The following is a 22,885-nucleotide window of genomic DNA, read 5'->3' as shown; positions in this document are numbered from 1 at the left end:
GTATTGAGACGGCGCAAAGCGGCGGCATCCGGCAGTGTCAGTCTTTGTCAGCCGCCTCCTTGCGCCAGCGCCGCTTCGCGCGCCACCCGCGTATAGGCATTGGCCAGGTCGTGCCATTGCTGTTTCGCCGCATTCAGGTGCAGCCGCTCGAGGAAACTGCCCAGCTTGTCGTTCTGCGCCGCCTTGAGCAGGTCGAGGATGGATTGCATGTCGGTCTGCGAGGTGACGACAGCGCCCAGCAGTGCGGCCAGGCCGGTCTCGGCGCCGCGGCTGCTGCTATCGAGCTGCTGGAAAGCTGCCGAGATGCTCTGGATCGAACGCTTGAAGTCGTCGCGGATGGCATTGAACTTTTGCGGCAAGCCATCCTGGCAGTGATGCGACTGGGCCGCCTGTTCAATCTGTCGCAGCGCTTCCTGGGCCGAGCGGTCGGCACCCTCGATGGCCAGGCGGATCTGTTCGCGATAGGCGCTTTGCTGCTGCAGCGACACCGCCAGCGCCTGCGTGCCCGCCTTCAGCTGGGCCGAACTGCGCTCCATGTCGCTGCTCAGCTGTTGCAGCGCCTGCGTCGCCGTTTGCCTCTGCTGGTCGTTGGGCCCGATTCCCTGGCGAATCTGCTCCTGCACCGCCAGCACGCGGTCGGCGTTCGCGTCAAAGGCGCGGCTAAAGGCCGGCAAGCTGTCGATCCACGCCTGGGTGGGAGCATATGCCGTGCCCAGGTTGCCCGCATCGCGTTCGGCGCGGGCCAGCACTTGATCGAGCTGGTTGCGCGTCCATGTGAAATCGACATTCTGCGACCATGTTTCCGTGGTCGTCTTGGTGCACATGCCCAGGCCCCACCACGCATGCTCGCTGCACCAGCTGCACTGCGTGTACAGCGGGTACGGCCCCAGAGGCTGGCGCACGGCATTGCGCATATTCGCCACTTCGCGCTGGAATTGCACCAGCTGGCGCAGCGCGTTTTCCAGCGCGGCGCTATTGCTGTTTTGCGCCATGGCGGGCGCATGCAGCAGTCCCAGCGCCAGGGTGGCCATGGCCAGCAGATGCAGCAGGCGTGCGGCGGCGCGCCTCATGGCTGGCGTCCCGCCGCGTCGGGCGGCGCGGGGAAGTCGACCAGCGCGTTGCTGGCGTAGCGTTGCGCGGCGGTGATGAGCGCCTGCCACAGGGGAAAGGCCATGGCGCTGGCCAGTGTTTGCGCCAGCCAGCTGTCGTTGCCCAGTTCCGCGTCGCTGGCGTCGGCCGCCAGCTGGGTCGTACCGGAACCGAGAGCGCTCCACGCGGTGCGCAAGCTGTCCAGCCAATGGATTAGCTCATCGATAGCCGCTTCCAGCCAGCCGCCATTGGCCAGCAGCAGGTTGACGCCTTCCAGTTGCAGTCGCAGCTGCTCGGACAGCGCCGTGTCGCGCGCCAGCTGCTCACGCAAGGCGTGCAACTGCGCCTCCAGTTCCTTTTTCTTGTGCCCGCTGAACAGGCCCAGGTGCGCCAATTGTTCCTCTATCGATGCGATGGCTGCCTGCAAGCGCCCCAGCGCCTCTTGCTGCGCCTGCAGATCGGTGCCCGTCTGTGTAGCCAGCTGGGCCAGCGCCGCATTCGCCGGCAAGACGCCATCCTTCCATTTGTTCAAGCCTTGCAGCAGGGGGGCAATGGACGCGCGCGCTTCTTCCACCATCGGTCCCAGCGCATGCAGTACTTCGCGCCTGTCGCTGGCGGCAACACCTGCCTCCAGCAGTGATTGTTGATACGACAGCATGCTGGCAGCCGAACTTTTCAGGCGCAAGACAAACCACACCAGGCCCGCGTACAGCATGGCCGGCGGCGTGTTCTGCGCCAGAGCGTCAGGCGATGTGGCCAGCAGGGCACGCAAGCTTTTCGGCGTGCCAAAGCGGGCAGCCTCGTCCGCTACGGCTTGCGCCGCCGCTGCCAGCGGCTTGTCCGGGCCGGGCTGCTGCTTGTCCGCCTGGGCTATGTAGTACGTGAGGTGATCCCAGGCGCTGCCGCCTTCAAACGCCAGATGGGGATTGCCATCATCAGCAGCTTGCCGCAGCGCCGCCTGTTGCACCGCCAGCGGATATCCGAATTGTCTCGACATGGTGTTTGCCTTTCTGTAAGCCAACGATCGGTATGTTTACCCCCCGGTACCTGGGCCGGGGGGCAACTGTCATCAAGCGGCGCGCTGGTTTTCCGACAAGTGCTGGCCGAATGCGAGGCTGTCGTAGTCGACCAGCGACTGCACGGTAAACTGCTTGGCGCTGTCATCGATGGCTTGCCAGGAATCGATGGCCAGCTTGGCTTTCGCCTTGACTAGGAAAGGCATGCTGCCCACGTTCGATTCCGTGATGCTGTTGCCCAGCGTGATCATGTCCGTATTCATCTGCACCCACACGCCTTCCACCGTTTGCAGGCTGCCGAGGAATTTGGACATGGCCGGCCCCACGCGCGCCATCTGCGTGTTGAAGTCGCCCAGGTCGCTGCGCAGCCGCTGTTTCTTTTGCAATTCCTGCGTCTGGCTGCTGATCTGTGTGCAATATTCGTTGTAGGCGGCGCGGTTCTGCGCCGCCTTGATGCCCAGCCCGACGCCGGTGGCGATGGCGGCTGCGCCGCCCACCAGCAGCGAGACGCCGCCCGTGAACGGCGCCAGCAGGCCGCCGATCAGCGCGCAGCCGACGGACGCCGTGACGGCGGCGATGGTGAAGTCGCGCCAGGCCTTGTAGGCTGCATCGCGCAGTTTCTCCAGTTCCACGATCTTCGTTTCCAGGCCGCCGATGGTGCGGTTGACATTAGCGATCATCGTCGACGAACTGCTGGTAAATGCCTGCAGCTTGCTGTTGTATTCATTCATTTTCTGTTCGAACAGACCCAGCTTCCTGATCAGTGCCGCCACTTCGGCCGACATTTTTTGCGCCAGCGGTATCGGACCCATGGTCTGGTCGAACAGATAGGCTTTCAGGTTCTCCACCTGTTCCTTGGGAGGCAGGCCCGGCAGTTCATCCAGCACGCTTTGATAGCCGCTCACCAGCTTGGTCGAGGTGTCATGCACGCGCTGGCCCAGCCATACTGTGTGCGTGTAGATTTCTGTCGGCGGCGTCGGCGTGGCCAGGAGACCGGGATTCTTGATCAGGGCCGCGCGCAGGCTTTTAGGGTTGCCGAATTCGGTGGAGGCGTTTTGCACGCTTTTCATTGCGCCGATGCAATCGAGTACCGTCTGCGAGCCATCGACGGCGCCGTACTTGCTTTCGAAATCGCCTTTGGTGATGGGCAATTCGCTGGCCGAGCCCACATAGGCTTGCAATTCGATCCAGCTATCGCTGAACAGGGCAAACTGGCTCTTTTGTCCGGATTGGGGATTGGCAGGCGTGGTCAAGCCTGGCGGCGGGTCGATCGATGGCGTGGCGGCGGTATTAATAGCGGTAACACTCATGGTAGTTCCCTTCAGTGATCAGGTCAGACTGCGTGGAAGTACGGAAGACAGCTACTGAAAACGCTGGCGTCAGGCGGCGAGCCTGGCCGCCAGTTGCTGCTGCCAGTCGGGCTGGTCTGGCGGCAAGCTGGCGCCAAAGCCGAGCAGATTGGCATCGACAAAGGACCCGGTAACAAACGCCTTCAAGGCGTTGTCGAGCGTGCGCCAGCCATCGGCAGCCTTGACCATCTCGGCTTCGCGCAGCCATGGTCCGGTGTGCAGGTTGTCCACGCTCAAATCGCTGGCGCGCGCGCCCAGTTCCCTCGCCGATGCGCTCCAGGCCGCTTGCACGCTGCGCAACTGGCCCAGGATGCCGTTGGATGCCGGCAGCGAGAATTTCATCAGTTCATCGAGCGCGCCCAGGTCGCTGCGGTAGCACGCGCGCTTGGCGAGGAAGGCGCTCTGCTCGTGTACTTCCTGTACCAGACCATCGTATTTGCCGCGCGCCACGCCGGCCGCCGCGCCCAGCGCCGCCGCGGAGAGGGCCACGCCGCCGCCCGTGACGGCCGAACCGATGGCAAAGCTGCCGCCGCCCGTGGGCACGGCCAAGATCACCATGATGGCGATGCCGATGATGCCGATGACGGCGGGCACGATGCAGGCGGAAATAGTCAATGCCAGCCATTTCGAGTAGGCGGCGTCGCGCGCGCGCTCCAGATCCCCGATTTTCTGCCCCAGGGCGCCGATTTCCTTGTCGAGTTCAGTGCGCGTCTTGGATGAGCGTTCGGTGAAGGTGCGCATCAGCAACTGGGCTTCGTCCAGCGCTGTTTCGATTTGTTCGAACTCCGCAATCAACTCGCCGATTTTCGCGATGGTGTTCTGCATATTGTCGAGTATCTGGCCATTGTCGAGGAACAGGCTCTTGATGCCGGCCGTGGCGTCGGCCGCCGATTCGTGGCGCGCCATCTCCGGGATGCTGCGCAAGGTCGACGACAGCGTAAAGGCATCGCGGTGCGCCCGTTCCACGGTCCAGACGGTGGCGGAAAAGGCATCGTTTTTTGGGCGCGTGCCGCTGGCCAGGAAATTCGGGTCGTGCAGGATCTTTGCCCGCAGGCTGCTGGGACTGCCGTAGCGCTCGGCCGTCTGGCGCAGCTTGCGCATGGCGTCGAAGCATTCCTTCATTTGCGAACCGGACGAAGCGTCGCCGTAGCGCTGTTCGTATTCGCCGATATCCGACGGCAGGGCCAGCACGGCCTGGATGCGCGTCTGCAGGTCGATCCATTGCTGCGAGGCCAGCACGAAGCGTTGGCCGTCCGGATTGTCGCCCGATATCAGCAGAGTGGAAGAGGGCAGGAACAATGTCATGTAGTTCTCCAGTTCAAAGTGGTCGCCAGGCCGCGCCGTGCAGGCGTGCCGGTGTCTGACAATATGGAAAAAACCAAAGACTTTGCCGCAGCTGCGCCAGCCTGCCTGGTCGATATGGCAGGGCGATGCGTAGACGGCGAAATCACAGCGACAGCCCTGATGCGCACGGCGGTGCGGCGCGGGCGAAAGAGCGGCAGGCATGGCAGGAGATGCTGGCGGGCCGGTCTTGTGCGCGGATTCTGAAAGGTAGTATGCACTTTTTACATGGCGACATTCTCTCTAAAGATAACCTCGCCTCTATCTATTGCATTGTTTGAAAACATGTGTTTTGCAGCTTGATTTTGCGCAAATGTTTGAATCCGAACGCCGGTGTTTTGCGTATCTTCAGAGACGAGTCACAAGCAGTTGTTTTCAGGATGAACGGGAGAAGATATGCAATCGAGGAAAATCCCTTTGGCATTGGCCTGGCTGGCCATCCAGGCCAGCGCATGGGCGGAGCCGCCTGCCGACGCTGTGCCTGATGCAGTTGCCAATGAGGCGCGCACCGTGCGCGTGACGGGCCACTATGACAACGCCGTCGGCACGTCGGACGCGGCCAGCCAGGGCGTCATCACCAGCGAACTGATCGTCAACCGGCCCTCCTTGCGCACGGGAGAGTTGCTGGAATTCGTGCCGGGGCTGATCGTCACCCAGCACAGTGGCGACGGCAAGGCCAACCAGTATTTTTTGCGCGGCTTTAATCTTGACCACGGCACGGATTTCGCCACTTATGTCGACGGCATGCCCGTCAACATGCGCACGCACGCGCATGGACAGGGTTATTCCGACCTCAATTTCCTGATTCCCGAGTTGGTGCAGCGTATCGATTACAAGAAGGGACCGTATTTCGCCAGCGAAGGCGATTTTGCCTCGGCCGGTGCTGCGCGTATTCGCCTGGCCGACAAATTGCCGCAAGGCCAGGGCAGCATATCCATCGGTCAGCACGGTTACGTGCGCGGCGTCGTGGCTGCATCCTTGGATGCTGGGCCAGGCACCTTGTTGTACGGCCTGGAGGTGAACCGCAACAACGGCCCCTGGGACGTGCCGGAAAACGTGCGTAAATATAGCGGCGTGCTGCGCTACAGCCAGGGCACGCCTGACGATGGCTACAGCGTGACGGCCATGGCGTATCGCAACAGCTGGAACGCCACCGACCAGGTGCCGCTGCGCGCCGTGGAATCGGGCCAGATCGGCCGTTTTGGTTCGCTGGCGCCCAGCGACGGGGGCGACACGTCGCGCTACAGCCTGTCGTATGCCATGCGCCAGCGCACGCAGAACCGCTTGTTCGAGCTGGACGCGTATCTGATTCGTTCGCAGCTGGAACTCAACAGCGATTTCACCTACTTCCTGGCCAACCCGGCAGATGGCGACCAGTTCCAGCAAAGCGAGCGGCGCACGGTGGCCGGCGTGAACGCCAGCGAAAGCTGGAACACGGAGCTGGCGGGATTGACCATGCGAAACAAGCTCGGCGTACAGGCACGCTAAGACCGGCTGTCGCCCGTGGGACTGTATAGCACGGTGGAGCGGGTGCGGCAAAGCACCGTGCGCGAAGACCGGGTGCGCGAGGCCAGCGTCGGCCTGTATGGGGAAAGCACCGTGCAATGGCTGCCCTGGCTGCGTTCCGTGGCGGGTGTGCGCTATGACGCCTACCGTTTCAAGGTCGATAGCAGTATCGACGGCAACAGTGGCACGGCGAGCGACCACGTGGTGTCGCCCAAGCTGTCGTTGATACTCGGGCCGTGGAGCAGTACGGAGTTTTTTGTCAATTATGGCAAGGGATTCCATAGCAACGATGCGCGGGGCGCGACGCAGACGCGCTTGCCCGATGGCGCGCCTTCCACGCCCGTCACACCCTTGGTGCCGACGAAAGGCATGGAACTGGGCGCGCGCACGCAATGGCTGCCGGGCCTGCAAAGCGCGCTGGCCCTGTGGCGTCTCGATATCGCGTCCGAACTGCTGTTCGTCGGTGACGCGGGCGAGACGGAACCCAGCCGCGCCAGCCGCCGCCACGGCATCGAGTGGAACAACCATTACATAGCCGCGCCCTGGCTGCTGTTCGACCTGGATCTGGCCGCCTCACGCGCGCGCTATACGCAGAGTGATACGGCCGGCAACTTCATTCCGGGTTCCATCGACAAGGTGGCTTCGTTCGGCGTGACGGTGACGGACCAAGGACCGTGGTCGGCCGCCTTCCAGCTGCGCTATTTCGGTCCCCGCCCATTGATCGAGGACAACAGCGTGCGCTCCGCCTCGACAACCTTGGCGTATGCGCGCCTGGCGTATCAGATCAACCGCGAGACGCGGCTGTCGCTCGACGTGTTCAACCTGTTCAACAAGCGCGCCAGCGACATCGATTATTACTATGCGTCGCGCCTGCCCGGCGAGGCGGTGGACGGGGTGAACGACCGGCATTTCCACCCGGTGGAACCGCGTTCCGCGCGCCTGACCTTGTCATATGCGTTCTGACAACGGTAAACTGTGGCATGACAGATCATTTGGTAAATACCAGTAAATTTCTTTCCCTCATACTGCGCCACGCGCCCGAAAAAATCGGCCTTGCACTCGATGCCCAGGGCTGGGCCGACATCGGCCAGCTGCTGGCGCAGGCGGGCAGCCATGGCCGCTCCATTTCCCTTGAGCAATTGCAGGATGTGGTGGCGCGCGACAGCAAGACGCGCTACGCCATCAGTGCCGACGGCTTGCGCATCCGCGCCAACCAGGGGCATTCCCTGGCCGCTGTCGACATCGACTTGCCACCGGCCACGCCGCCCGCCATGCTGTATCACGGCACTGCCAGCCGCTTTGTCGAGGCGATCCGCGCGGCCGGCCTGCTGCCCGGATCGCGCAATCATGTCCACCTGTCTGCCAACCGCGAAACGGCCGTGGCCGTGGGGGCGCGCCACGGCAAGCCCGTCGTGCTGACGGTGGATGCGGCCGCCATGCAGGCGCAAGGCCAGGTGTTTTTTCTATCGGAAAACGGCGTGTGGCTGGTCGATGCCGTGCCGCAGGCGTTTATCGGCTTTCCTTGAGCCGGCATGCGCTGATGCGCTGGGCGAATGCATGGCCCCGCTCATGCACTGATCAGCTTGATGTCGGCTATCCGTTCGACGAGCCACACGCACGCCACCAAGGCAATCGCCAGCGAACCCACGGTCAGGATTTGCCGGTAAAACCAGGTCTTGCGCAGCAGCCAGGCGACGGGCAGGAAGGCGGCGACGATGGCCAGCTGTCCGATTTCAACGCCGACGTTGAAGCCCAGCAGGCTGGCTAGCAGCGAGCCCTGCGGCAAGCCCAGGTCGCGCAGCACGCTGGCAAAGCCGAAGCCATGGATCAGGCCAAAGGCGAAGGCCGCCACGGGCCGCTTGCCCCGGAACAGCGGTAGGAGGTTGTTCAGCGCGGCCAGGATCACGGAAGCGGCAATCGCCGATTCCACCCAGCGCGACGGCATCGACACGAGCGACAGGCTGGCCAGGCTCAGGGTGATGGAGTGGGCGAGCGTGAACGCCGTGACGACTTTCAGCACGTCGACAAACGCCGCCTTCAAACCGTGCTGCTGCTCGCGCAAGCCGGGCAGCAGCACGGCCGGCAGCAGCAGCGACAGCAGGAACAGGATGTGGTCATAGCCGATCCAGATATGCCAGATACCGTGCTTGACGTAGGCGCCGAACTGCCCCAGGCGGTCGGGCGCGGCCAGGGACAGCGTCTGGCGCGGGCTGTCCGGGTCGAAGATGGCCGTTTGCGTGGCGCCGCCGCTATTGATCTTGAGTAAACCCTTGTGCTGCGGATCGAGGTCGGCGAACAGGGTGTAGCCGATCGTCACACTGGCTGGCGCGGTGCCGGGGCAGGTGGCCTGGAAGCGCAGCACGTTGTAGGCGCCATCCGTGTGGCTGTCGATCAGTTGGTCGACAGCTTTCAAGGGGCAGACGCCCTGGTCGCTGGCCACCTGCAGGCGCTGCAGGGCGTAGGCGGCAATCGCCTCGTGGCGCGCGCGGATTTCATCCCAGGTCAGGGCGCCGTCGCCATTGCCATCGAGGCCGATGGCGAAATCGAGGTCGCGCAGGGCGATATCCCATTGTCCCTCGATCTGCTGGCCCTGGATAGCCAGGCTCACATAGCTGTCGCTGGGCTTGTGGGCTTGCGCGGGAGCGAGCCAGGCGCACAGTAGCAGGATGAAGAGGCATCGTTTCACAGTACACCTGCCTTCTTCGCTGCACTGAGTTTCTGGCCATCCTGCGGCCCCAGCTGCCGGACGAGGCGCTGCAGGGCCTCGTCTTCCACGCCGTTGGCGGCGATCCAGGCCAGCACCGGTTGCGCGGCCCCGTAACTGCGTGCGGCCAGGGCCGCTTCCAGCAGGATGCGCATGTCGGGAACTTCCTTCTGGATGGCCCAGTTTTTCTGCGCCAGTTGCAGGGCGGCCGGCACATCCCGTTGCAAAAACAGGGTGAAACGGGCTTGCTCGCGCTGGTGCACGGTATCGCCACGCTGCATGGCGGCGTTGAAGCGGGCCGCCAGTTCCGCTTTTGCCGCCAGGAATGCCGTCTGCTGGCCGGGCAGCGATTGCAGGGCCAGCGCGTAACGCAGCAGCAGGGCGTCGATGCGCTGCTGCTCCTTCAATAACTTGACGACGTCCTGCGGGCGCTGCCGGTCGAGCAGGAAATCCGCGTAGGCGCCCAGCAGGTAGCTGTCGCGCGGCTGCTGCGCCAGCGCTGTCTTGTAGCGCGCTTCGGCCAGCGTGCTCTCTCCGCGCCGCGTGGCCATTTCCGCCAGCAGGCTCAAGGCCCAGCTTTCCAGTTCGGGCGCTGCGCCGGCGCTGCGCCGCAGGGTCATGTCCAGCAAGCGCTCGCTGCTGGCAGCGCGGCCCGTGACACTGGCGATATTGGCAAGGCAGGTGACGGTGACCAGCTGCGTCGTCAAGGCCGACAGGCGGGCGCAGGCCGCCGTTGCTTTCGTGTAGTCGCCCTGCACCGTGAGCACGGTGGCGCGCGTCAGCCAGGCCTGGCCATTGGCCGGTTCCTGGGCAATGACGGCATCGAGGTCTAGCAGGGCGGCATCGAAATGGTGGGTGCTTTGCAGGATGGTGGCGCGCAGCAGGCGCACGGGCAGGGGCGGCGCCGCCTGCCGCCACCAGGGGGCCAGCGCCGCTTGCGCATAGCCCAGGTAGCGCGGGTCCGTTTCGCTGCGCGCCAGCGCGATGTAGCGCTGCGCCAGGCTGCTGGCCAGGGCCAGGTCTTGCGGCGCGGCGTCGAGCTGCTGGCGCAGGCCGCGCAGGGCGATTTGCGTGGCGTCGGCGCGGCGCGGCAGTTGTTCGATGACGGCGCTGCCATCCTTCGGCGTGTAGGGCGCGGCCCATGCCAGCATGGGCAGGCAGGCGCACAGCAGGGAAAATGGTGTTTTCATGGTGGACGCCGTGAACGGTGGGGGAACAGGGCGGGCGCCGGGGAGAGCTAGTCTCCGCGGCGCCCGCAATGGCTTACAACGGCACCGGTTCCGTGTCTTCCGGAGACGTCGCCATGATGGCGTCGATGCCCACGCCTTCCTTGTCATCGCTGGTGGTCAGGATGACGTTGCTGACGGCCACATAAAACGCATCGAGCAAGACTACCGGAGGCGGGTTGACGCCGCCGTTGCCGTTATCGCCGCCGTGGCTGCTGCCACCGCCACCGCAGCCGGCCAGCAGGGCCGTGAGCGCCAGGGCGCTGCATGCATAGAGCTTTTTCATCGCATTCTCCTGGTTGGCTTACAGCTGCGGCGAACCGGCCATGGGTGTTTTCAGGTAAGGAAAACCTGCCGTGAAGGAAGTTTCATCGAGGAAAGCGCCGTCCGTGAAGTGCAGGCCGCCGGCGGGGGCGTCACTTGGCGCGCAGCCGATGTTCAAGGTGCACAGCTTGCCCATGGCCACGCGCAGCACCACGTCGACGACGTCGTCGCCGGGACGGCGGCCGTTCGGGAAGCCCGCGTTATCGCCGCCGATGACGCCGAGGCGGTTTTGCGCACCGACATTGGTGGCCGCGATCGAGGTGTTCAGGCGCAGCATTTCTGATGCCGTCACGGTGACTGGCTGGTTCACGCCCTTGATGCCCGTCAAAAAGGTGGCTACCAGGTCGTTGCGGGGGAAGTTGGTGGGCGCCTTGGCGCCTGCCGAGCCGAACAGCACTTCCACCAGCGCTGGCGCCGTCGGGTTGGTGACATAGTCGGCAAATTGCGCGTCGCCCGAAGGCTTGCTGGCGTTGAAGCGGTCCTTGTCCTTCAGGCCGATGACCAGTTCATTTACCAGCGGCATGCCCAGACGCGATACTTGCACCCACGCGCCGCCTTCCTTCGATGCCGCAGTGCTGCCCGGCGCCGGGTTCAGCAAACGGCCCTGGCGCAGGCTGGCCGTGGTCCAGCCGCCGATGACGGGGTCGCTGCCCGCCGTCAGGCAGGCGGTCGGCACTTCCATTTCGATGGCCGTGACGTTTTTCCGCGCCAGGTCATCCTTGGCGGCCGACTCTGCATTCGCGGCAAACTCCGTGGCGGGCGCCTTGATGTTGATCAAGTCAAACGTTTCGCCCAGGTTCACCACGAAGGGGTCCTTGCGCTGGCCGACGAACATGCGCGCCGGCGTGGCGCAGCCGGGGATGTTGACCGTGTAGACGTGCTGCGCGGCATACGCGGCGTAGTTGGGGATGGACTTGGTACCGATGTAGTCGACTGGTTTATCGAAGGTCGTGCCGCCACCCGTGGCATTGGTCACGCTGCTGCGCGTGCCCGTGCGGCGGTCGCCCCGCACCACTGTCACGCTGTAGGTTTCGCGCACGTTCAGGCCGGCCGGGTTGACGCTATCGATGGCGCCGCCGTTGATGACGAGCGGAATCGAGACTTTCTTGCCGCCCACGGTGAACTGGCCATCCTTGATGGTGTTGGTGAAGCGGAACTGGAAGGTGAGGTCTTCCTTGCCGTCGCCATTGTTGTCGATATGGATTTCGTACAGGGCGTTGGGATCCATGGCGAAGTAGTTGGGGCCGCCGTAGGCGTCTTGCAGGGGAATATAATCGGCCACCATGGTGGTGTAGGCGCCGCGGCCTGTTTCATAGCTGCGGAACATATAGAAGTCGGTGGCGTCGACTTTGGGGTTTTGCGTGATGAATGGCGCTTCGCGGTGGCTGGAAGCGTAGGCCGTTGGCGCGATGGCCAACGTAAAAGACACGGCGAGCAGGTTGCCCAGGAGTGCGGCGCCCAGTGCGGTTTTCGAGTGTGACAATGACATTTCGATTCTCCCGATTTTTGTTAGCGTTGACAGGCAGGTCCAAGAAACTGCAGGCTGCCAAACTTATACGAACGGGGAAAAAAAACGGATTCAACTTTTTCTCAACGTGTGCGAGTGGATCTTGCCGGCCCCCTACCAGGCCAGCACTTTGGGGCCGATGGCCGCGCCGATGGCGGTCGGCACCAGCATGCCCAGTACGTACCAGAAGCCGACGAAGCTGGCCGCCAGTTCGGGGCAGTGCAGGCAATAGACGAGCGCTGCCATGGCGCCGGCGGCAAAACCGGCAGCCGCGCCGGCCAGGCGCAGGTGCGTGGGCGCCAGTTGGCGCATCACGCGCAGGACGGCGGCCAAGATGGGCAGCGAGAGCAGGGCGATCAGCAAGGGGCAGCTGCGCCAGGTGGCGCCCCAGAACAGTTCGGCGCGTTGGTCGGCTGGGGCTTCCTGCATGATGATGGCGCCCAGCGCCCACATCAGCAGCAGGGGCATGGCGATCAGCAGCGGCAGGGCGCGTGTGTTGGCGCCCGGCACGCACAGGCGGCGGCTGACGTGCCAGGCAGCCAGGCTGAGGCACACGACAAAGCCCACCTTGATCCAGAAGTCGGGCAGCAGTGCCAGCTGCTCCAGGTTGGGACGCACGCCCAGCAGCATGGCCGTCAAGGCGACGCTGGCCAGCAGGCCGGCGCCCAAGGTGGACGCGGCGCGCCAGTGCGTGCCCGGGGGCGCTGCGGCGGCCACGTCCGGGCCGCTGGCCAGCATGGCGATCAAGTCATCGGTTTTCATGATGCGCTTCCTTCTATCCTTAAATTGGCTGCCAGTGCCTTCAAGCCGCGATGCACGGCCACCTTGACGCTGGCTTCCGAAATGTCCATGGCGGCAGCCGTGTCGCGCACGGACCAGCCGTCGAGCTTGGTATGCACGATGGCGCAGCGCTGCTGCGCCGGCAGGGTGGCCAGCAGCTTGCCCAGGTCGCGGCTGGCCTCGGCCGCCTCGGCATCGGCGCTGGAAAACATTTCCTGCGCACTGTCTTCTTCGTCATACGGCAAGTGCTGCGCCTCGCGCCGCCCATGCCGGCGCAGCCAGTCGATCAATTTGTAGCGTGCGATCGCATGGATCCACGACGTCAGCGGCACACCCGTGTCATACGTCAGCCGCTGGTTGTGGATGGCCAGCAAACATTCCTGCACCAGGTCTTCCACTTCGTCAGGCCAGCGCTGCAGGCGGCGCCGGAAAAACGCACGCAAATGGGCGCTGCTTGCCTGCAAGAAACTGCGGTAGGCCTGCGCATCGCCATCGAGCCCGCGCAGCATCAAGCCATGCAGCCGCAATTCCGTGCCGTGCAGATGCTCGCTAACAGGTATTCGTTGCATGCAGGCCTTTGGTGACAGGCGTTGAAAAATAAATCTAACAACAAATTCAAAAATAATTGAAGGTGGCTGTAACCAATCCGGCCATCGCGGCGAATTGACAAGCAAGCACGTTTCTTCATTCACTATAACGGGTAGTCATCATGCATATCAAGCACCGCCTTGCCGCCAGCCTCGTTCCGCTCTGTCTGTGGGCCGCGACGGCACCCGCTTACGCGCAGATGGCGGCCGGCCAGCGCTGCGCCGTGCAAAGCGGACCGCAAACAGCGGCGCTGGTGGAACTGTACAGCAGCGAAGGCTGCTCTAGCTGCCCGCCCGCCGACCAGCGCCTGAACGCCTTGCGCAAGGAAGCGGGGACGGCCAGCCTGGTCGTGCCGCTGGCGCTGCACGTCACCTACTGGGACCAGATCGGCTGGACGGACCCGCTGGCGCAGGCGCAATTCGATACGCGCCAGGCCGAGCTGCTGCGCCACCAGCCGCGCCATGTGGCTTACACGCCCCAGTTTTTCGTCGGCGGCACAGAGTTGCGCAGCTGGGATACGCAGTTGCCGGCCGCCATACGCCGCATCAACGCGACCGCCGCGCCCGTCAACATCAGCCTGTCCGCCACGCCAGGGCAGGGTGGGAAATTACTGCTGGAAGCGAATGCCAGTGCGCCAGACCCGCTGACCAGCGGCCAGCTGTACCTGGCCATCAGCGAAAGCGGCATCGTGTCAACTGTGCTGCGCGGCGAAAACCGGGGCGCCACCCTGCATCACGACGCGGCCGTGCGCCTGTGGCTGGGGCCAGTTGCGCTGGCGCAAGGCCGCGCCCAACTACGCCGCGAAGTCAAGCTGCCCGCCAACTGGCGCCCCGAGCACCTGCAAGTGGTCGCCTTCGTGCAGCGGGACGACAGCAGCGCCATCCTGCAAGCCGTCAGCACGGCGCCATGCGCCAAGGGAGTACTGTGATGCATACGCAGACTGATTCCAACGCCGTGATCCACCCCGCCTGGCTGCGCCTGACGCACTGGCTCAATGCCGTCGCCGTGGTGGTGCTGGCCACCAGCGGCTGGCGCATCTACAATGCTGCGCCATTTTTCCCGTTCGAGCTGCCGCGCGCCCTGACCCTGGGCGGCTGGCTGGGCGGCGCCCTGCAATGGCATTTTGCCGCCATGTGGCTGCTGGTGGCCAATGGCTTGCTCTATCTGATCATTAATATGGTATCGGGACGGCTGCGGCGCCAGTTCTTTCCCCTGACGCCGCGCCTGCTGCTGGCCGATTTCCTGGCTGCCCTGAAAGGCAAGCTGGCCCATGCAGACCCGCGCCGCTACAACATGGTGCAGCGCGCCGCCTATCTGTTCGTCATGTTGGACTGCATCGTTCTGGTGCTGTCCGGCCTGGTGCTGTGGAAATCCGTGCAGTTCCCCCTCTTGCGCGAGCTGCTGGGTGGCTACGAGAGCGCGCGCCGCGTGCATTTCATCGCCATGGCGCTGCTGGTGGGCTTTGTCGGCGTCCACTTGCTGATGGTGGCGCTGGTACCGCGCACCCTGGTCGCCATGCTGCGCGGCCGCTAAGGAGATAATCATGAAAAAAACCATCCTCGTGCAAGAGCAGGGCCAGGCCATGCTGGCCGACGCCCTGCGCCAGATCAAGCAGCCATCACGGCGCCTGTTCCTGCAGCGCAGCCTGACCCTGGGCGGCCTGTCGCTGCTGACCGGTTGCAACGCCAGCGACCCGTACAGCATCGAGACAGCCTTGACGGCGGTCTCGCGCTTCAACGACCGGGTGCAGGGCTGGCTCTTCGACCCGAACAAACTGGCGCCGACTTATCCCGAATCCATGATCACCCGGCCGTTTCCCTTCAACGCGTATTACGGCGAAGACGAAGTGGAAGAGGTCGATGGCGACGCCTGGCGTCTGGAATTGAGCGGCTTGATCGCCGACAAGAAACCGTGGAGCTTGCCGCAGCTGCGTGCTTTGCCGCAGGAAACCCAGATCACGCGCCACATCTGCGTGGAAGGCTGGAGCGCCATCGGTAAATGGGGCGGCGTGCCGTTTTCCCATTTTCTGAAACGGGTCGGCGCCGACACGACGGCCAAATACATCGGCTTCAAGTGCGCCGACGATTACTTCACCAGCATCGACATGGCCACGGCCTTGCATCCGCAAACCATCATGGCCTTGACGTATGACGGCCAGGAATTGCCGCCCAAGTACGGCTACCCGATGAAACTGCGCATGCCCACCAAGCTGGGCTACAAGAATCCCAAGCACATCCAGGCCATCTTCGTGACGAATACGTATCCGGGAGGGTACTGGGAAAACCAGGGATATAACTGGTTCGGCGGTTCTTAGGAAGACGGCAAAGGCGGCCATGTTGCATTGCCTTGTCTAATCGTACTGCCTGCGGCAATGCGCCTGGCCCTGACCCCTCCCGGCCTTCCTATTGTTTAGCAGCAAGCAGCACCCTGTAGCACAGCAACAGCTTTACCACCGGGCATTCGCCCATATAACCTTGAGACAAGGATTTATCATGAAAACCACCATCACCGCCATTATCGCTTCCGCCATCCTCATGTCGGGCGCCGCCTTCGCCCAGGATGCCATGAAGAAAGACCCGATGGCCAAGGACGCTTCGGCCGACGCCATGCACAAGGATGCGATGGACAAGGGTGGCATGCACAAGCCGATGGCCAAGAAACACATGAAGAAGGATCACATGGCCAAGGATGGTATGGCAAAAGATGCCATGGCGAAAGATGGCATGAAGAAGGACGAGATGAAAAAGGACGAGATGAAAAAGGATGCGATGGGCAAGTAAGGCTGAAGCAGATCAAGGCGTGGTGACTGCCTGTCACCACGCTGCGGGATTGATCACGCCGATGGCCATCAATGCCGGCTTGCAAAATAGATATCCCTGCATCAGGTCGATGCCCATCTCCTTCAGGCAATCGCGTTCGGCGGCCGTTTCGATGCCCTCCGCCAGAACGGTAATGTGGAGTTCCTTGCAAATGGCCGTGATGCCCTTGACGATCGCCTGCTTGGGTGCGCTTGCCTCGATACCGCGCACCAGTTCCATGTCGATCTTGATGATGTGCGGCTGATACTCCGCCAGCAGGGTCAGTCCCGCGTAGCCGGCGCCGAAATCGTCGATTGCCGTCTGAAAGCCGAAGCGGCGATACTCATGGAAGATGTTGACGAGGTGGGGCCGGTCGCGCACTTCTTCGCCTTCGGTCACCTCGAAGATGATGCGGCGGATGGGGAAGTCGTATTCGCGCGCCGCGGCTAAAGTGGCCTGGATGCAAGCTTCGGGGCGGTACACGGCATTCGGCAGAAAATTGATGGACAGATATTCCTGGATGCCCAGTCGGGCCGCGCCCTCGATGGCGCGCACGCGGCAGGCCTGGTCGAACATATAGCGGTTTTCGTCATTGACCTGGGACAAGACCGAATAAGCCGATTCGCCGTTGGGGCCGCGCACCAGTGCTTCATGGCCAAAGATCGAGCGCGTGGACAGTTCGACGATCGGTTGATAGGCAAACGTGAAGTCGAAGTCCAGTGGCTCGTTGTCCCGGCACTTGCTGCAGCCTGCTTTTTTCCCGGCCTGGCCCGAGGTGTCGCTGGATGACGTCATGGTCGCGCTTGCCTCTGATCAAGAATATACAAGTTGTACACAGTCCTTATACCACGGTCCTGTGCCAGTAGCCCTATATTTATGTCCCGTCAAGACAGGGGAAGGCTGTGCCAGGACGGGTAAATGAGACAGAAAATAATACAAATTGCCTCCTAGTAATAATTGATTGGCTAATCGCCGACAGGCGCTGTATTATTTCCATTAAGCAATTTACCAGTTCTGATGCGTCACGTCGTCACCGTGACCCGCCCATCGGAACAGCTGACCGCCCGCCGCCCATCCCCCGCGGTATTTCCCTGCCTACCGGCCCTTGCGCGCAGTCGTACTGGCTTGCTGCATTCGACGATATCGTTTCAGGTGTTTCACCTCTGCTGCCTGCTGCTAGTCGCGAAACGACCATTCATTCTCAAGTTGGCCATGATGGCCGGGGATACGCTGCGCGCTTTTTTCGTGGTGCTTCCTGTAGCCGTCCCGGCATTCGCACGTGACTCCATTCATGCGCAAGCTGCGCAAAAAGAAATCCATGAAATTGCCTCCATCAACACTGGCGCTGCTCGTTACGCTGGCATGCACCGCCGCGCAAGTCCACGCCGAAGGCGTGCCCCTGTTTGGCCAGTCGCTGTCAGGCACCTCCGTGTTTGCCCTAACCTATGCGACGACCGGCGCCAACTCGACCGTCACAGGCGATATCGTCTCGGGCGATGTCGCCACCATGGGCGCCGCGTCGTTGCTCAGCGGTAATCTGCAGTCCCTGGGCGCGGCCACCATCGGTGCCAATGCCGTCGTGAGCGGCAATATGGTCAGTGGCGGCGCCGCTACCGTCGGCGCCAATGCCACCGTTGCCGGCAAGGTGGCGGCGCTGGGAGCCATCACCTTGTCCGCCAGTAGCACCACCCATGGCGCAGATACGCTTTCCGCGCTGCCGACGAACGTGCAGAGCAATGCGCAGCAGATCGGCGCCGCGCAGGCCGCACTGAAGAACATGGGGCAGGGGACAGCCCTGGGCACGACCATGACGCTCGATACCACGCTGTACCCGGGCGTGTTTACGGCTGCCAATCTGTCGACCACGGCCGGCATCACGCTGACCCTGGACGGACAGAATCGGCCCAATCAATCCTGGGTGTTCAATATCGACGATTACCTGGTCACTGGAGCGGCTATGAAAATTGTCTTGATCAATGCCGATGCCAGCAATAGCGTCATCTGGAACAGTGGCGGCTACACGAGCCTGGGGGCCAGCGGGGAGTTCATCGGCACCATCCTGGCAAAGGATTACGTCAGCGTAGGCGCGGGCACCAGCGTCACAGGCGTGGGAAGCGCATGCGGCGGGCTCTATTCCGCCACCTCGTATGTGTCGACGGGCGACGGCGCGCGCATCGGCGGCAGCGGCTGCCGCGGCATAGGCAGCGGTTTCGATATCGTGGACGGTACCGCTGTACGCAGCATCGACATATCGCCAGTGCCGGAACCATCCACCTACGCCATGCTGGTGGCCGGACTTGCCCTGCTTGGCCTGATGCGGCAGCGCAAGCAGGCTCGCGTGTAAGGGGACGCAAGGCGACCAAGATGCCAGTTTGCAATTTGTAGTAAGCTGGTCGCCTCCTGATTTCCTGCATGCACTGTCATGACCGAACGATCCGCCGCCGCGCTGTCCCCCGAAGCAAATCCCTCCGATAAATCGATCCGCCGCCGCTCGCTGTTTGCCGCCTGCAGCGCGCATGCCGTGCATGATGGCTTGACGGACGTGATCTATGTGCTCCTGCCCATCTGGCAGGCGCAGTTTGCCATCAGCTACGCCATGGTAGGCCTCTTGCGGGGCTCGTACTCGGGCATGATGGCCGGTTTCCAGTTGCTGGCCAGCCGCATGGCCAGGCGCTGGGGGCGCGAACGCCTGCTGGTGGGCGGCACCGCGCTGGCTGGTATCGCTTACCTGATCGCCGGGCAGGCGGGTGGCCTGGCCGTGCTGCTGTTCGCCTTGCTGCTGGGCGGACTGGGCGCCAGCACCCAGCATTCGCTGGCCTCGTCCATTGTCACCGACACGCACGAGGCGGGCGGCGGCGTGAAGGAGGCGCTGTCGCACTACAACTTTGCCGGCGATATCGGCAAGACCCTGATTCCCGCGCTGGTGGGCTTGCTGTTGCTGGTGTGCAGCTGGCAAGCCAGCGTTTCGCTGCTAGGCTTGCTGGGCTTGGCGGCGGCCGGCTTGCTGTGGTGGCTATTGCCGAAACCGGGCGAGCTTCAGGCGGGCCCGAAGAAGCCGGGCAAGAGCATCGTGGGCAGCGGCTCGAAGGCGAGCTTTCGCGCGCTGCTGGCCACGGGCACCCTGGACAGCGCCGTGCGCATGGGTTTTCTCACCTTCTTGCCATTCTTGCTGAAAAGCAAGGGTGCGGGCACGGCCGGCATCGGCGTGGCGCTATCGCTGCTGTTCGTGGGAGGCGCCTTCGGCAAGCTGCTGTGCGGCTATCTGGGCGCGCGCATCGGCATGATGAAGACAGTATGGCTGACGGAATCGATGACGTCCGTGCTCATCGTCGCGGCACTGTGGCTGCCGCTGGCCGGCGTCATGGCCATGCTGCCCTTGCTTGGATTGGCGCTGAACGGCACCTCGTCCGTGCTGTACGGCGCGGTGCCGGAACTGGCCGAGCCTGGCAAGCGCGAGCATGCGTTCGCCCTGTTCTACACGGGCAGCATCGGCGGCGGCGCGCTGTCGCCCGTGCTGTTCGGCACGCTGAGCGACCATAGCAGCGTGAACACAGCCTTGCTGGCGCTGGCGGCCGTATTGCTGCTGACCTTGCCGCTGGCGTGGAAGGTGCAGAAGGGCCTGGCACACGGTGGCGCCACATGACAGGAGGCCTTGCATGAGGCTGCCATTGCCGCGCGACAAACACGATACGCAGCATGCGCAAGCGCTCATCGCCTTGAGCTGGGAGGAACTCCGCCCCGCCATGCCGCAGATACTGGAATGGGTTCAGGATGCCAATTGGCCAGTGGCCGCCGTGCTCCTGCCTTATCTGGCTGGTATCGGTCCACGCCTCGCCCCCTATATAAAAACGGTGCTCGCCAGTGATGACGAACAATGGAAGTATTTTGTTCTGCTGGGTATCGTGCGCCATTCCCCGAAGCTGGCATTCGAATTAGGCGGGGAATTGAACCGATTGGCCCATGCGCCAACAATTGGAGAGCTGGAAGAAGGCGTGGCCGAGGTAGCTCGGGAAATGTTGGGACATTAGATAATAACCGTGCGCGACCGGCATCCGGTATTGGCATTGAGCGCATCAATATTGAATGTGCGTGCGTGTGGCCATTCCTGCGGCAGATGGGGGACAATCCGGTCCGAATTATGTCGACATCCGGGTTTTGACCCCCCCCTATCATTTAACAGGAAGATTACATGGGTAATTTTAGTATCCCGCAAACCAATAAAGCACTCGCCGTGTATTTTCATGGCAAGACAGTGCCTATGCTCTTTGCGGTATTTGCGGCCATATTGGCGGCAGTGGCGGGATTCGTGCTGTATTTAAGCACGATCCTGCCGCAGAAAACGCTGACGGAATCTTCGGCCATGGCACTGAGAAATGGCGCCAAGCTGGGCACGCACAGCAATCTGACTATTCTTTATGGCACAGCGGCTTTTCTATTGCTGATCGCACTGCTGGTACTGGTGATGCGTGCGGTAATGCTCAAGCGGCAAAAGAGCCGTTTTGAATTGCATGAAGACGGCGTGGTGCATGAATCGGGTGGCATCCGCAGCTACGCTGCATTTGCCGATATCGAAGACCTGTATCTATTCGCCGCCGGCTCCACCGCCATGTCAGGCTTGATCAATAACTTTGCCTATCGCACGGGCGCCGACCAGCCCTGGATACTGGCTACCGCAGAACTCAAACGTTTTGGCGATTTCATGGACGAGTTTCGTTCCCGCTATGTCTTGCACCGCATGCCCGTATTAAAGCAGAAGCTTGCAGACGGCGAACGCGTGAACTTCCATTACATCAGTAGCGGTAACGTGTACAAGAAACGTTTGCTCGGCAATTTCCTGAATTTCAAGACACAAGTAGTGGCATTGTCTGCCCAGGGCTTGCATGTGGATGGCGTGACCTTTCCTGGCGCCAGCCTGAAATGCATGAATCTGAGTGACTGGACCGAGAAAGTGACGATCAAGGATGCGGCGGGCGCCACGGTGTTTTCGTGCATCGGCACGGGTATTCTGAGTTTCGATCTGTTCGCCAATATGCTGGACGACGAGATTAATCAGGCCGCGTAAAAATCCGGCGAAAATATGCCTCCCGATACAGGGAGGCTTGCGACCGGGCTATCCCGGTCGGCAGTCAACTTCAGATAAAAGTGAAAACACATTGACTGTGGAATGACGAATATCAAAAAACATTTCATGCGCCTATGGCATGACTTGCCCGCCAGCACCCCCATCGTCTACACTCGCCGCATGAAAAATTTTGAAAAGCGGCGCGACCGCTATGACTTGTTCCGGGCATTTGACAATCCCCTCGTCAACATCAACTTCCAGCTCGACGTGCCGGACTTCCGGCCCTGGTGCAAGGAACGGAAAATCCCCGTGTTCCACTTCTTCCTGTTTTGCCTGCTCAATACGGTGAGGGAGATCGACAATTTCATGTACCGCATCTACCAGGGCGAGGTGATCAAGATCGACGATTTCCCCGCTTCCTACACCGTCATCAACGGCGACGAGAACCTTAACTACACGCGTTTCACGATGACGGACCGGCTCGATCTATTCATCGAACGCAGCCTGGAAGCCAAGCGCATCGCCGAAGCCAGTGCCGCGCTGATCAACACGGGCGAGGGAGAGACCGAGCGCGAGCAACGCAACAATATTTTCATCACCTGCCTGCCATGGCTGGAGCTGGCGGCCATCGAACACCCCATCTACCGCCACTGCGATGCCGATATCCCGACCTTTACCTGGGGCAAGTTCGGTCCCACGCAGGGGGATGGCCGCATGCGGGTGCCGTTTTCCGCGCAGGCCCACCACGGCTTTGTCGACGGCTACCATGTGCAGAAATTGGCGCTGGCGCTGGACCAGCGCATCGCCGCCATCATTGCCTAGTCCAGCGTAACTTGACTTAAATACGCGCTGGGCGCCTGGCCCAGCACGCGGCGGAAGGCGGCCGTGAAGGCGCTGGGGCTGGCATAACCGAGGTCCAGCGCGACCCTGGTGACGGCTTGCCCTTCGGCCAGCCGCGTGATGGCCGCCAGCAAACACGCTTGCTGGCGCCATTGAGCAAAGGCCAGCCCCGTCTGGGCGCGGAACTGCCGCGTAAAGGTGCGCCGGCTCATGCCCGCCTGCGCCGCCATCGCATCCAGGCTGCTGTCCAGGGTTGGTTGCCGGAGCAATTCCATGCACAGCCGCGCCAGCCGGGGTTGCTGCGGCAGGGGAGCGCTCAGGGGCAGGGGCCTGGCTGCGGCAATCTCATCGAGCAGCAAGCCCATCAATCGTCCGTCGCGCGATTCTTCCGCATACAGGGTCTCCACCGTCACTGCCTCGGCCAGCAACTGGCGCAGCAGCGGCGAAGCGTCCAATACCTGGCAATCGAGTGGCAAGCCCATCCTTGCGATGGCGGCCTCGTCAACGAATATATTGTGCATGGTCACGGCGCCATGCATGCGCATGCCGTGGATGAGCCTGGCCGGGACCCAGCAGGCGCGCTGCGGGGGCACCAGCCAGTTGCCTTGCGGCGTATGTACGCTGATGACGCCCCGCGCCGCGTAGGCGAATTGGCCGCGCGCATGGCTGTGGCTGGGAAACATCTCATCGGGCGCATGGTCGCGCGCCGTGGCGATCAATGGGCGGGGCACTTCCGTATAAAAGTTATCCATGGC

Annotated in this window: 24 protein-coding genes; 12 read left to right on the top strand and 12 right to left on the bottom strand. The window is 62.6% G+C overall.

Translation table 11 applies throughout. The annotated features are described in order from the left end of the window. Window positions 1-47: 47 nt before the first annotated feature. From CLU92_RS08295 to CLU92_RS08280, 4 genes are all read right to left on the bottom strand, one after another. Window positions 48-1,070 carry a hypothetical protein gene (locus CLU92_RS08295; protein ID WP_101481488.1) on the bottom strand — a complete coding sequence of 341 codons (1,023 nt, stop codon included), beginning with the start codon at window positions 1,068-1,070 and terminating at the stop codon, window positions 48-50. Then, entirely contained in the window at window positions 1,067-2,086 is a 1,020-nt protein-coding gene (locus CLU92_RS08290; RefSeq protein WP_101481487.1) for a hypothetical protein, read from the bottom strand. Before CLU92_RS08290 ends, CLU92_RS08295 begins: the two co-directional genes overlap by 4 nt. Window positions 2,087-2,158: 72 nt before the next feature. After that, window positions 2,159-3,415 carry an alpha-xenorhabdolysin family binary toxin subunit A gene (locus CLU92_RS08285; protein WP_101481486.1) on the bottom strand — a complete coding sequence of 419 codons (1,257 nt, stop codon included), beginning with the start codon at window positions 3,413-3,415 and terminating at the stop codon, window positions 2,159-2,161. Window positions 3,416-3,484: 69 nt separating this feature from the next. Then, complete coding sequence (locus CLU92_RS08280) at window positions 3,485-4,759, bottom strand: alpha-xenorhabdolysin family binary toxin subunit A (protein ID WP_101481485.1); 1,275 nt, start codon at window positions 4,757-4,759, stop codon at window positions 3,485-3,487. Between the two features lie 432 nt (window positions 4,760-5,191). Here CLU92_RS08280 and CLU92_RS28420 point away from each other — a divergent pair, with 432 nt between their 5' ends. The 3 genes from CLU92_RS28420 to CLU92_RS08270 are packed head-to-tail and all read left to right on the top strand — an operon-like array spanning window position 5,192 to window position 7,827. Beyond that, window positions 5,192-6,283, top strand: a complete 1,092-nt coding sequence (locus tag CLU92_RS28420; RefSeq protein WP_306821364.1) for a TonB-dependent receptor — start codon at window positions 5,192-5,194, stop codon at window positions 6,281-6,283. Window positions 6,284-6,298: 15 nt separating this feature from the next. After that, window positions 6,299-7,264, top strand: a complete 966-nt coding sequence (locus CLU92_RS28415) for a TonB-dependent receptor (protein ID WP_306821363.1) — start codon at window positions 6,299-6,301, stop codon at window positions 7,262-7,264. A 17-nt stretch (window positions 7,265-7,281) separates the two neighbouring features. Further along, window positions 7,282-7,827 (top strand): RNA 2'-phosphotransferase, encoded by a 546-nt coding sequence (locus tag CLU92_RS08270; RefSeq protein WP_101481484.1) that lies wholly within the window; start codon window positions 7,282-7,284, stop codon window positions 7,825-7,827. A gap of 41 nt (window positions 7,828-7,868) precedes the next feature. Here the strand turns inward: CLU92_RS08270 and CLU92_RS08265 are convergent, their stop codons facing one another. The 6 genes from CLU92_RS08265 to CLU92_RS08240 all read right to left on the bottom strand — a co-directional run bounded on the left by CLU92_RS08265 (window position 7,869) and on the right by CLU92_RS08240 (window position 13,411). After that, complete coding sequence (locus CLU92_RS08265) at window positions 7,869-8,987, bottom strand: HupE/UreJ family protein (protein ID WP_101481483.1); 1,119 nt, start codon at window positions 8,985-8,987, stop codon at window positions 7,869-7,871. Continuing rightward, window positions 8,984-10,195, bottom strand: a complete 1,212-nt coding sequence (locus CLU92_RS08260) for a lipopolysaccharide assembly protein LapB (protein WP_101481482.1) — start codon at window positions 10,193-10,195, stop codon at window positions 8,984-8,986. Before CLU92_RS08260 ends, CLU92_RS08265 begins: the two co-directional genes overlap by 4 nt. Window positions 10,196-10,268: 73 nt before the next feature. Then, window positions 10,269-10,517, bottom strand: coding sequence for a hypothetical protein (locus CLU92_RS08255; RefSeq protein ID WP_101481481.1), 249 nt, complete (start codon window positions 10,515-10,517; stop codon window positions 10,269-10,271). A gap of 18 nt (window positions 10,518-10,535) precedes the next feature. Next, window positions 10,536-12,044, bottom strand: coding sequence for a DUF4331 domain-containing protein (locus tag CLU92_RS08250; RefSeq protein ID WP_180338461.1), 1,509 nt, complete (start codon window positions 12,042-12,044; stop codon window positions 10,536-10,538). 132 nt (window positions 12,045-12,176) lie between these two features. Continuing rightward, window positions 12,177-12,824 (bottom strand): NrsF family protein, encoded by a 648-nt coding sequence (locus CLU92_RS08245; protein ID WP_101481480.1) that lies wholly within the window; start codon window positions 12,822-12,824, stop codon window positions 12,177-12,179. Further along, window positions 12,821-13,411 carry a sigma-70 family RNA polymerase sigma factor gene (locus tag CLU92_RS08240; RefSeq protein WP_101481479.1) on the bottom strand — a complete coding sequence of 197 codons (591 nt, stop codon included), beginning with the start codon at window positions 13,409-13,411 and terminating at the stop codon, window positions 12,821-12,823. Before CLU92_RS08240 ends, CLU92_RS08245 begins: the two co-directional genes overlap by 4 nt. Before the next feature lie 140 nt (window positions 13,412-13,551). On the opposite strand from CLU92_RS08240, the gene CLU92_RS08235 reads away from it, so the two are divergent. From CLU92_RS08235 to CLU92_RS08220, 4 genes are all read left to right on the top strand, one after another. After that, window positions 13,552-14,358 carry a DUF1223 domain-containing protein gene (locus CLU92_RS08235; protein ID WP_257561031.1) on the top strand — a complete coding sequence of 269 codons (807 nt, stop codon included), beginning with the start codon at window positions 13,552-13,554 and terminating at the stop codon, window positions 14,356-14,358. Next, window positions 14,358-14,963 (top strand): cytochrome b/b6 domain-containing protein, encoded by a 606-nt coding sequence (locus CLU92_RS08230; protein WP_101481478.1) that lies wholly within the window; start codon window positions 14,358-14,360, stop codon window positions 14,961-14,963. Before CLU92_RS08235 ends, CLU92_RS08230 begins: the two co-directional genes overlap by 1 nt. Window positions 14,964-14,973: 10 nt before the next feature. Next, a complete protein-coding gene (locus CLU92_RS08225; RefSeq protein WP_101481477.1) occupies window positions 14,974-15,744 on the top strand; it encodes a molybdopterin-dependent oxidoreductase in 771 nt (256 codons plus the stop codon). A 178-nt stretch (window positions 15,745-15,922) separates the two neighbouring features. Then, window positions 15,923-16,210 carry a pentapeptide MXKDX repeat protein gene (locus CLU92_RS08220; RefSeq protein ID WP_101481476.1) on the top strand — a complete coding sequence of 96 codons (288 nt, stop codon included), beginning with the start codon at window positions 15,923-15,925 and terminating at the stop codon, window positions 16,208-16,210. A 33-nt stretch (window positions 16,211-16,243) separates the two neighbouring features. Here CLU92_RS08220 and CLU92_RS08215 read toward each other — a convergent pair whose 3' ends face one another. After that, entirely contained in the window at window positions 16,244-17,023 is a 780-nt protein-coding gene (locus CLU92_RS08215) for an EAL domain-containing protein (protein ID WP_101481475.1), read from the bottom strand. A 523-nt stretch (window positions 17,024-17,546) separates the two neighbouring features. Between CLU92_RS08215 and CLU92_RS08210 the strand changes: the two genes are divergently transcribed. From CLU92_RS08210 to CLU92_RS08190, 5 genes are all read left to right on the top strand, one after another. Further along, window positions 17,547-18,572, top strand: a complete 1,026-nt coding sequence (locus CLU92_RS08210) for an ice-binding family protein (protein WP_180338460.1) — start codon at window positions 17,547-17,549, stop codon at window positions 18,570-18,572. Between the two features lie 78 nt (window positions 18,573-18,650). Then, complete coding sequence (locus tag CLU92_RS08205) at window positions 18,651-19,871, top strand: MFS transporter (protein WP_101481474.1); 1,221 nt, start codon at window positions 18,651-18,653, stop codon at window positions 19,869-19,871. 13 nt (window positions 19,872-19,884) lie between these two features. Then, entirely contained in the window at window positions 19,885-20,256 is a 372-nt protein-coding gene (locus CLU92_RS08200; protein ID WP_101481473.1) for a DUF5071 domain-containing protein, read from the top strand. A 161-nt stretch (window positions 20,257-20,417) separates the two neighbouring features. Beyond that, window positions 20,418-21,290, top strand: coding sequence for a hypothetical protein (locus CLU92_RS08195; protein WP_257561030.1), 873 nt, complete (start codon window positions 20,418-20,420; stop codon window positions 21,288-21,290). A gap of 102 nt (window positions 21,291-21,392) precedes the next feature. Then, window positions 21,393-22,112, top strand: coding sequence for a CatA-like O-acetyltransferase (locus CLU92_RS08190; RefSeq protein ID WP_257561029.1), 720 nt, complete (start codon window positions 21,393-21,395; stop codon window positions 22,110-22,112). Here the strand turns inward: CLU92_RS08190 and CLU92_RS08185 are convergent. Further along, window positions 22,109-22,882, bottom strand: coding sequence for a helix-turn-helix domain-containing protein (locus CLU92_RS08185; protein WP_180338459.1), 774 nt, complete (start codon window positions 22,880-22,882; stop codon window positions 22,109-22,111). The two genes, CLU92_RS08190 and CLU92_RS08185, sit on opposite strands and share 4 nt — an antisense overlap. Between the last annotated feature and the right edge of the window lie 3 nt (window positions 22,883-22,885).

It is taken from the genome of Janthinobacterium sp. 61 (assembly GCF_002846335.1).
Lineage (GTDB): Bacteria > Pseudomonadota > Gammaproteobacteria > Burkholderiales > Burkholderiaceae_D > Janthinobacterium.
Note: the sequence above shows the minus strand (reverse complement) of the source record. Positions and strands in the feature narration are given on the sequence as shown.

Coding starts and splice junctions, on each gene's coding strand:
- CLU92_RS08235 (WP_257561031.1), top strand. CDS start 13,552: ATGCATATCAAGCACCGCCTTGCCGCCAGCCTCGTTCCGCTCTGTCTG.
- CLU92_RS08240 (WP_101481479.1), bottom strand. CDS start 13,411: ATGCAACGAATACCTGTTAGCGAGCATCTGCACGGCACGGAATTGCGG.
- CLU92_RS28420 (WP_306821364.1), top strand. CDS start 5,192: ATGCAATCGAGGAAAATCCCTTTGGCATTGGCCTGGCTGGCCATCCAG.
- CLU92_RS08195 (WP_257561030.1), top strand. CDS start 20,418: ATGGGTAATTTTAGTATCCCGCAAACCAATAAAGCACTCGCCGTGTAT.
- CLU92_RS08260 (WP_101481482.1), bottom strand. CDS start 10,195: ATGAAAACACCATTTTCCCTGCTGTGCGCCTGCCTGCCCATGCTGGCA.
- CLU92_RS08250 (WP_180338461.1), bottom strand. CDS start 12,044: ATGTCATTGTCACACTCGAAAACCGCACTGGGCGCCGCACTCCTGGGC.
- CLU92_RS08190 (WP_257561029.1), top strand. CDS start 21,393: ATGACGAATATCAAAAAACATTTCATGCGCCTATGGCATGACTTGCCC.
- CLU92_RS08225 (WP_101481477.1), top strand. CDS start 14,974: ATGAAAAAAACCATCCTCGTGCAAGAGCAGGGCCAGGCCATGCTGGCC.
- CLU92_RS08285 (WP_101481486.1), bottom strand. CDS start 3,415: ATGAGTGTTACCGCTATTAATACCGCCGCCACGCCATCGATCGACCCG.
- CLU92_RS08210 (WP_180338460.1), top strand. CDS start 17,547: ATGAAATTGCCTCCATCAACACTGGCGCTGCTCGTTACGCTGGCATGC.
- CLU92_RS08295 (WP_101481488.1), bottom strand. CDS start 1,070: ATGAGGCGCGCCGCCGCACGCCTGCTGCATCTGCTGGCCATGGCCACC.
- CLU92_RS08220 (WP_101481476.1), top strand. CDS start 15,923: ATGAAAACCACCATCACCGCCATTATCGCTTCCGCCATCCTCATGTCG.
- CLU92_RS08290 (WP_101481487.1), bottom strand. CDS start 2,086: ATGTCGAGACAATTCGGATATCCGCTGGCGGTGCAACAGGCGGCGCTG.
- CLU92_RS08245 (WP_101481480.1), bottom strand. CDS start 12,824: ATGAAAACCGATGACTTGATCGCCATGCTGGCCAGCGGCCCGGACGTG.
- CLU92_RS08205 (WP_101481474.1), top strand. CDS start 18,651: ATGACCGAACGATCCGCCGCCGCGCTGTCCCCCGAAGCAAATCCCTCC.
- CLU92_RS08230 (WP_101481478.1), top strand. CDS start 14,358: ATGCATACGCAGACTGATTCCAACGCCGTGATCCACCCCGCCTGGCTG.
- CLU92_RS08255 (WP_101481481.1), bottom strand. CDS start 10,517: ATGAAAAAGCTCTATGCATGCAGCGCCCTGGCGCTCACGGCCCTGCTG.
- CLU92_RS08270 (WP_101481484.1), top strand. CDS start 7,282: ATGACAGATCATTTGGTAAATACCAGTAAATTTCTTTCCCTCATACTG.
- CLU92_RS08280 (WP_101481485.1), bottom strand. CDS start 4,759: ATGACATTGTTCCTGCCCTCTTCCACTCTGCTGATATCGGGCGACAAT.
- CLU92_RS08185 (WP_180338459.1), bottom strand. CDS start 22,882: ATGGATAACTTTTATACGGAAGTGCCCCGCCCATTGATCGCCACGGCG.
- CLU92_RS08200 (WP_101481473.1), top strand. CDS start 19,885: ATGAGGCTGCCATTGCCGCGCGACAAACACGATACGCAGCATGCGCAA.
- CLU92_RS08215 (WP_101481475.1), bottom strand. CDS start 17,023: ATGACGTCATCCAGCGACACCTCGGGCCAGGCCGGGAAAAAAGCAGGC.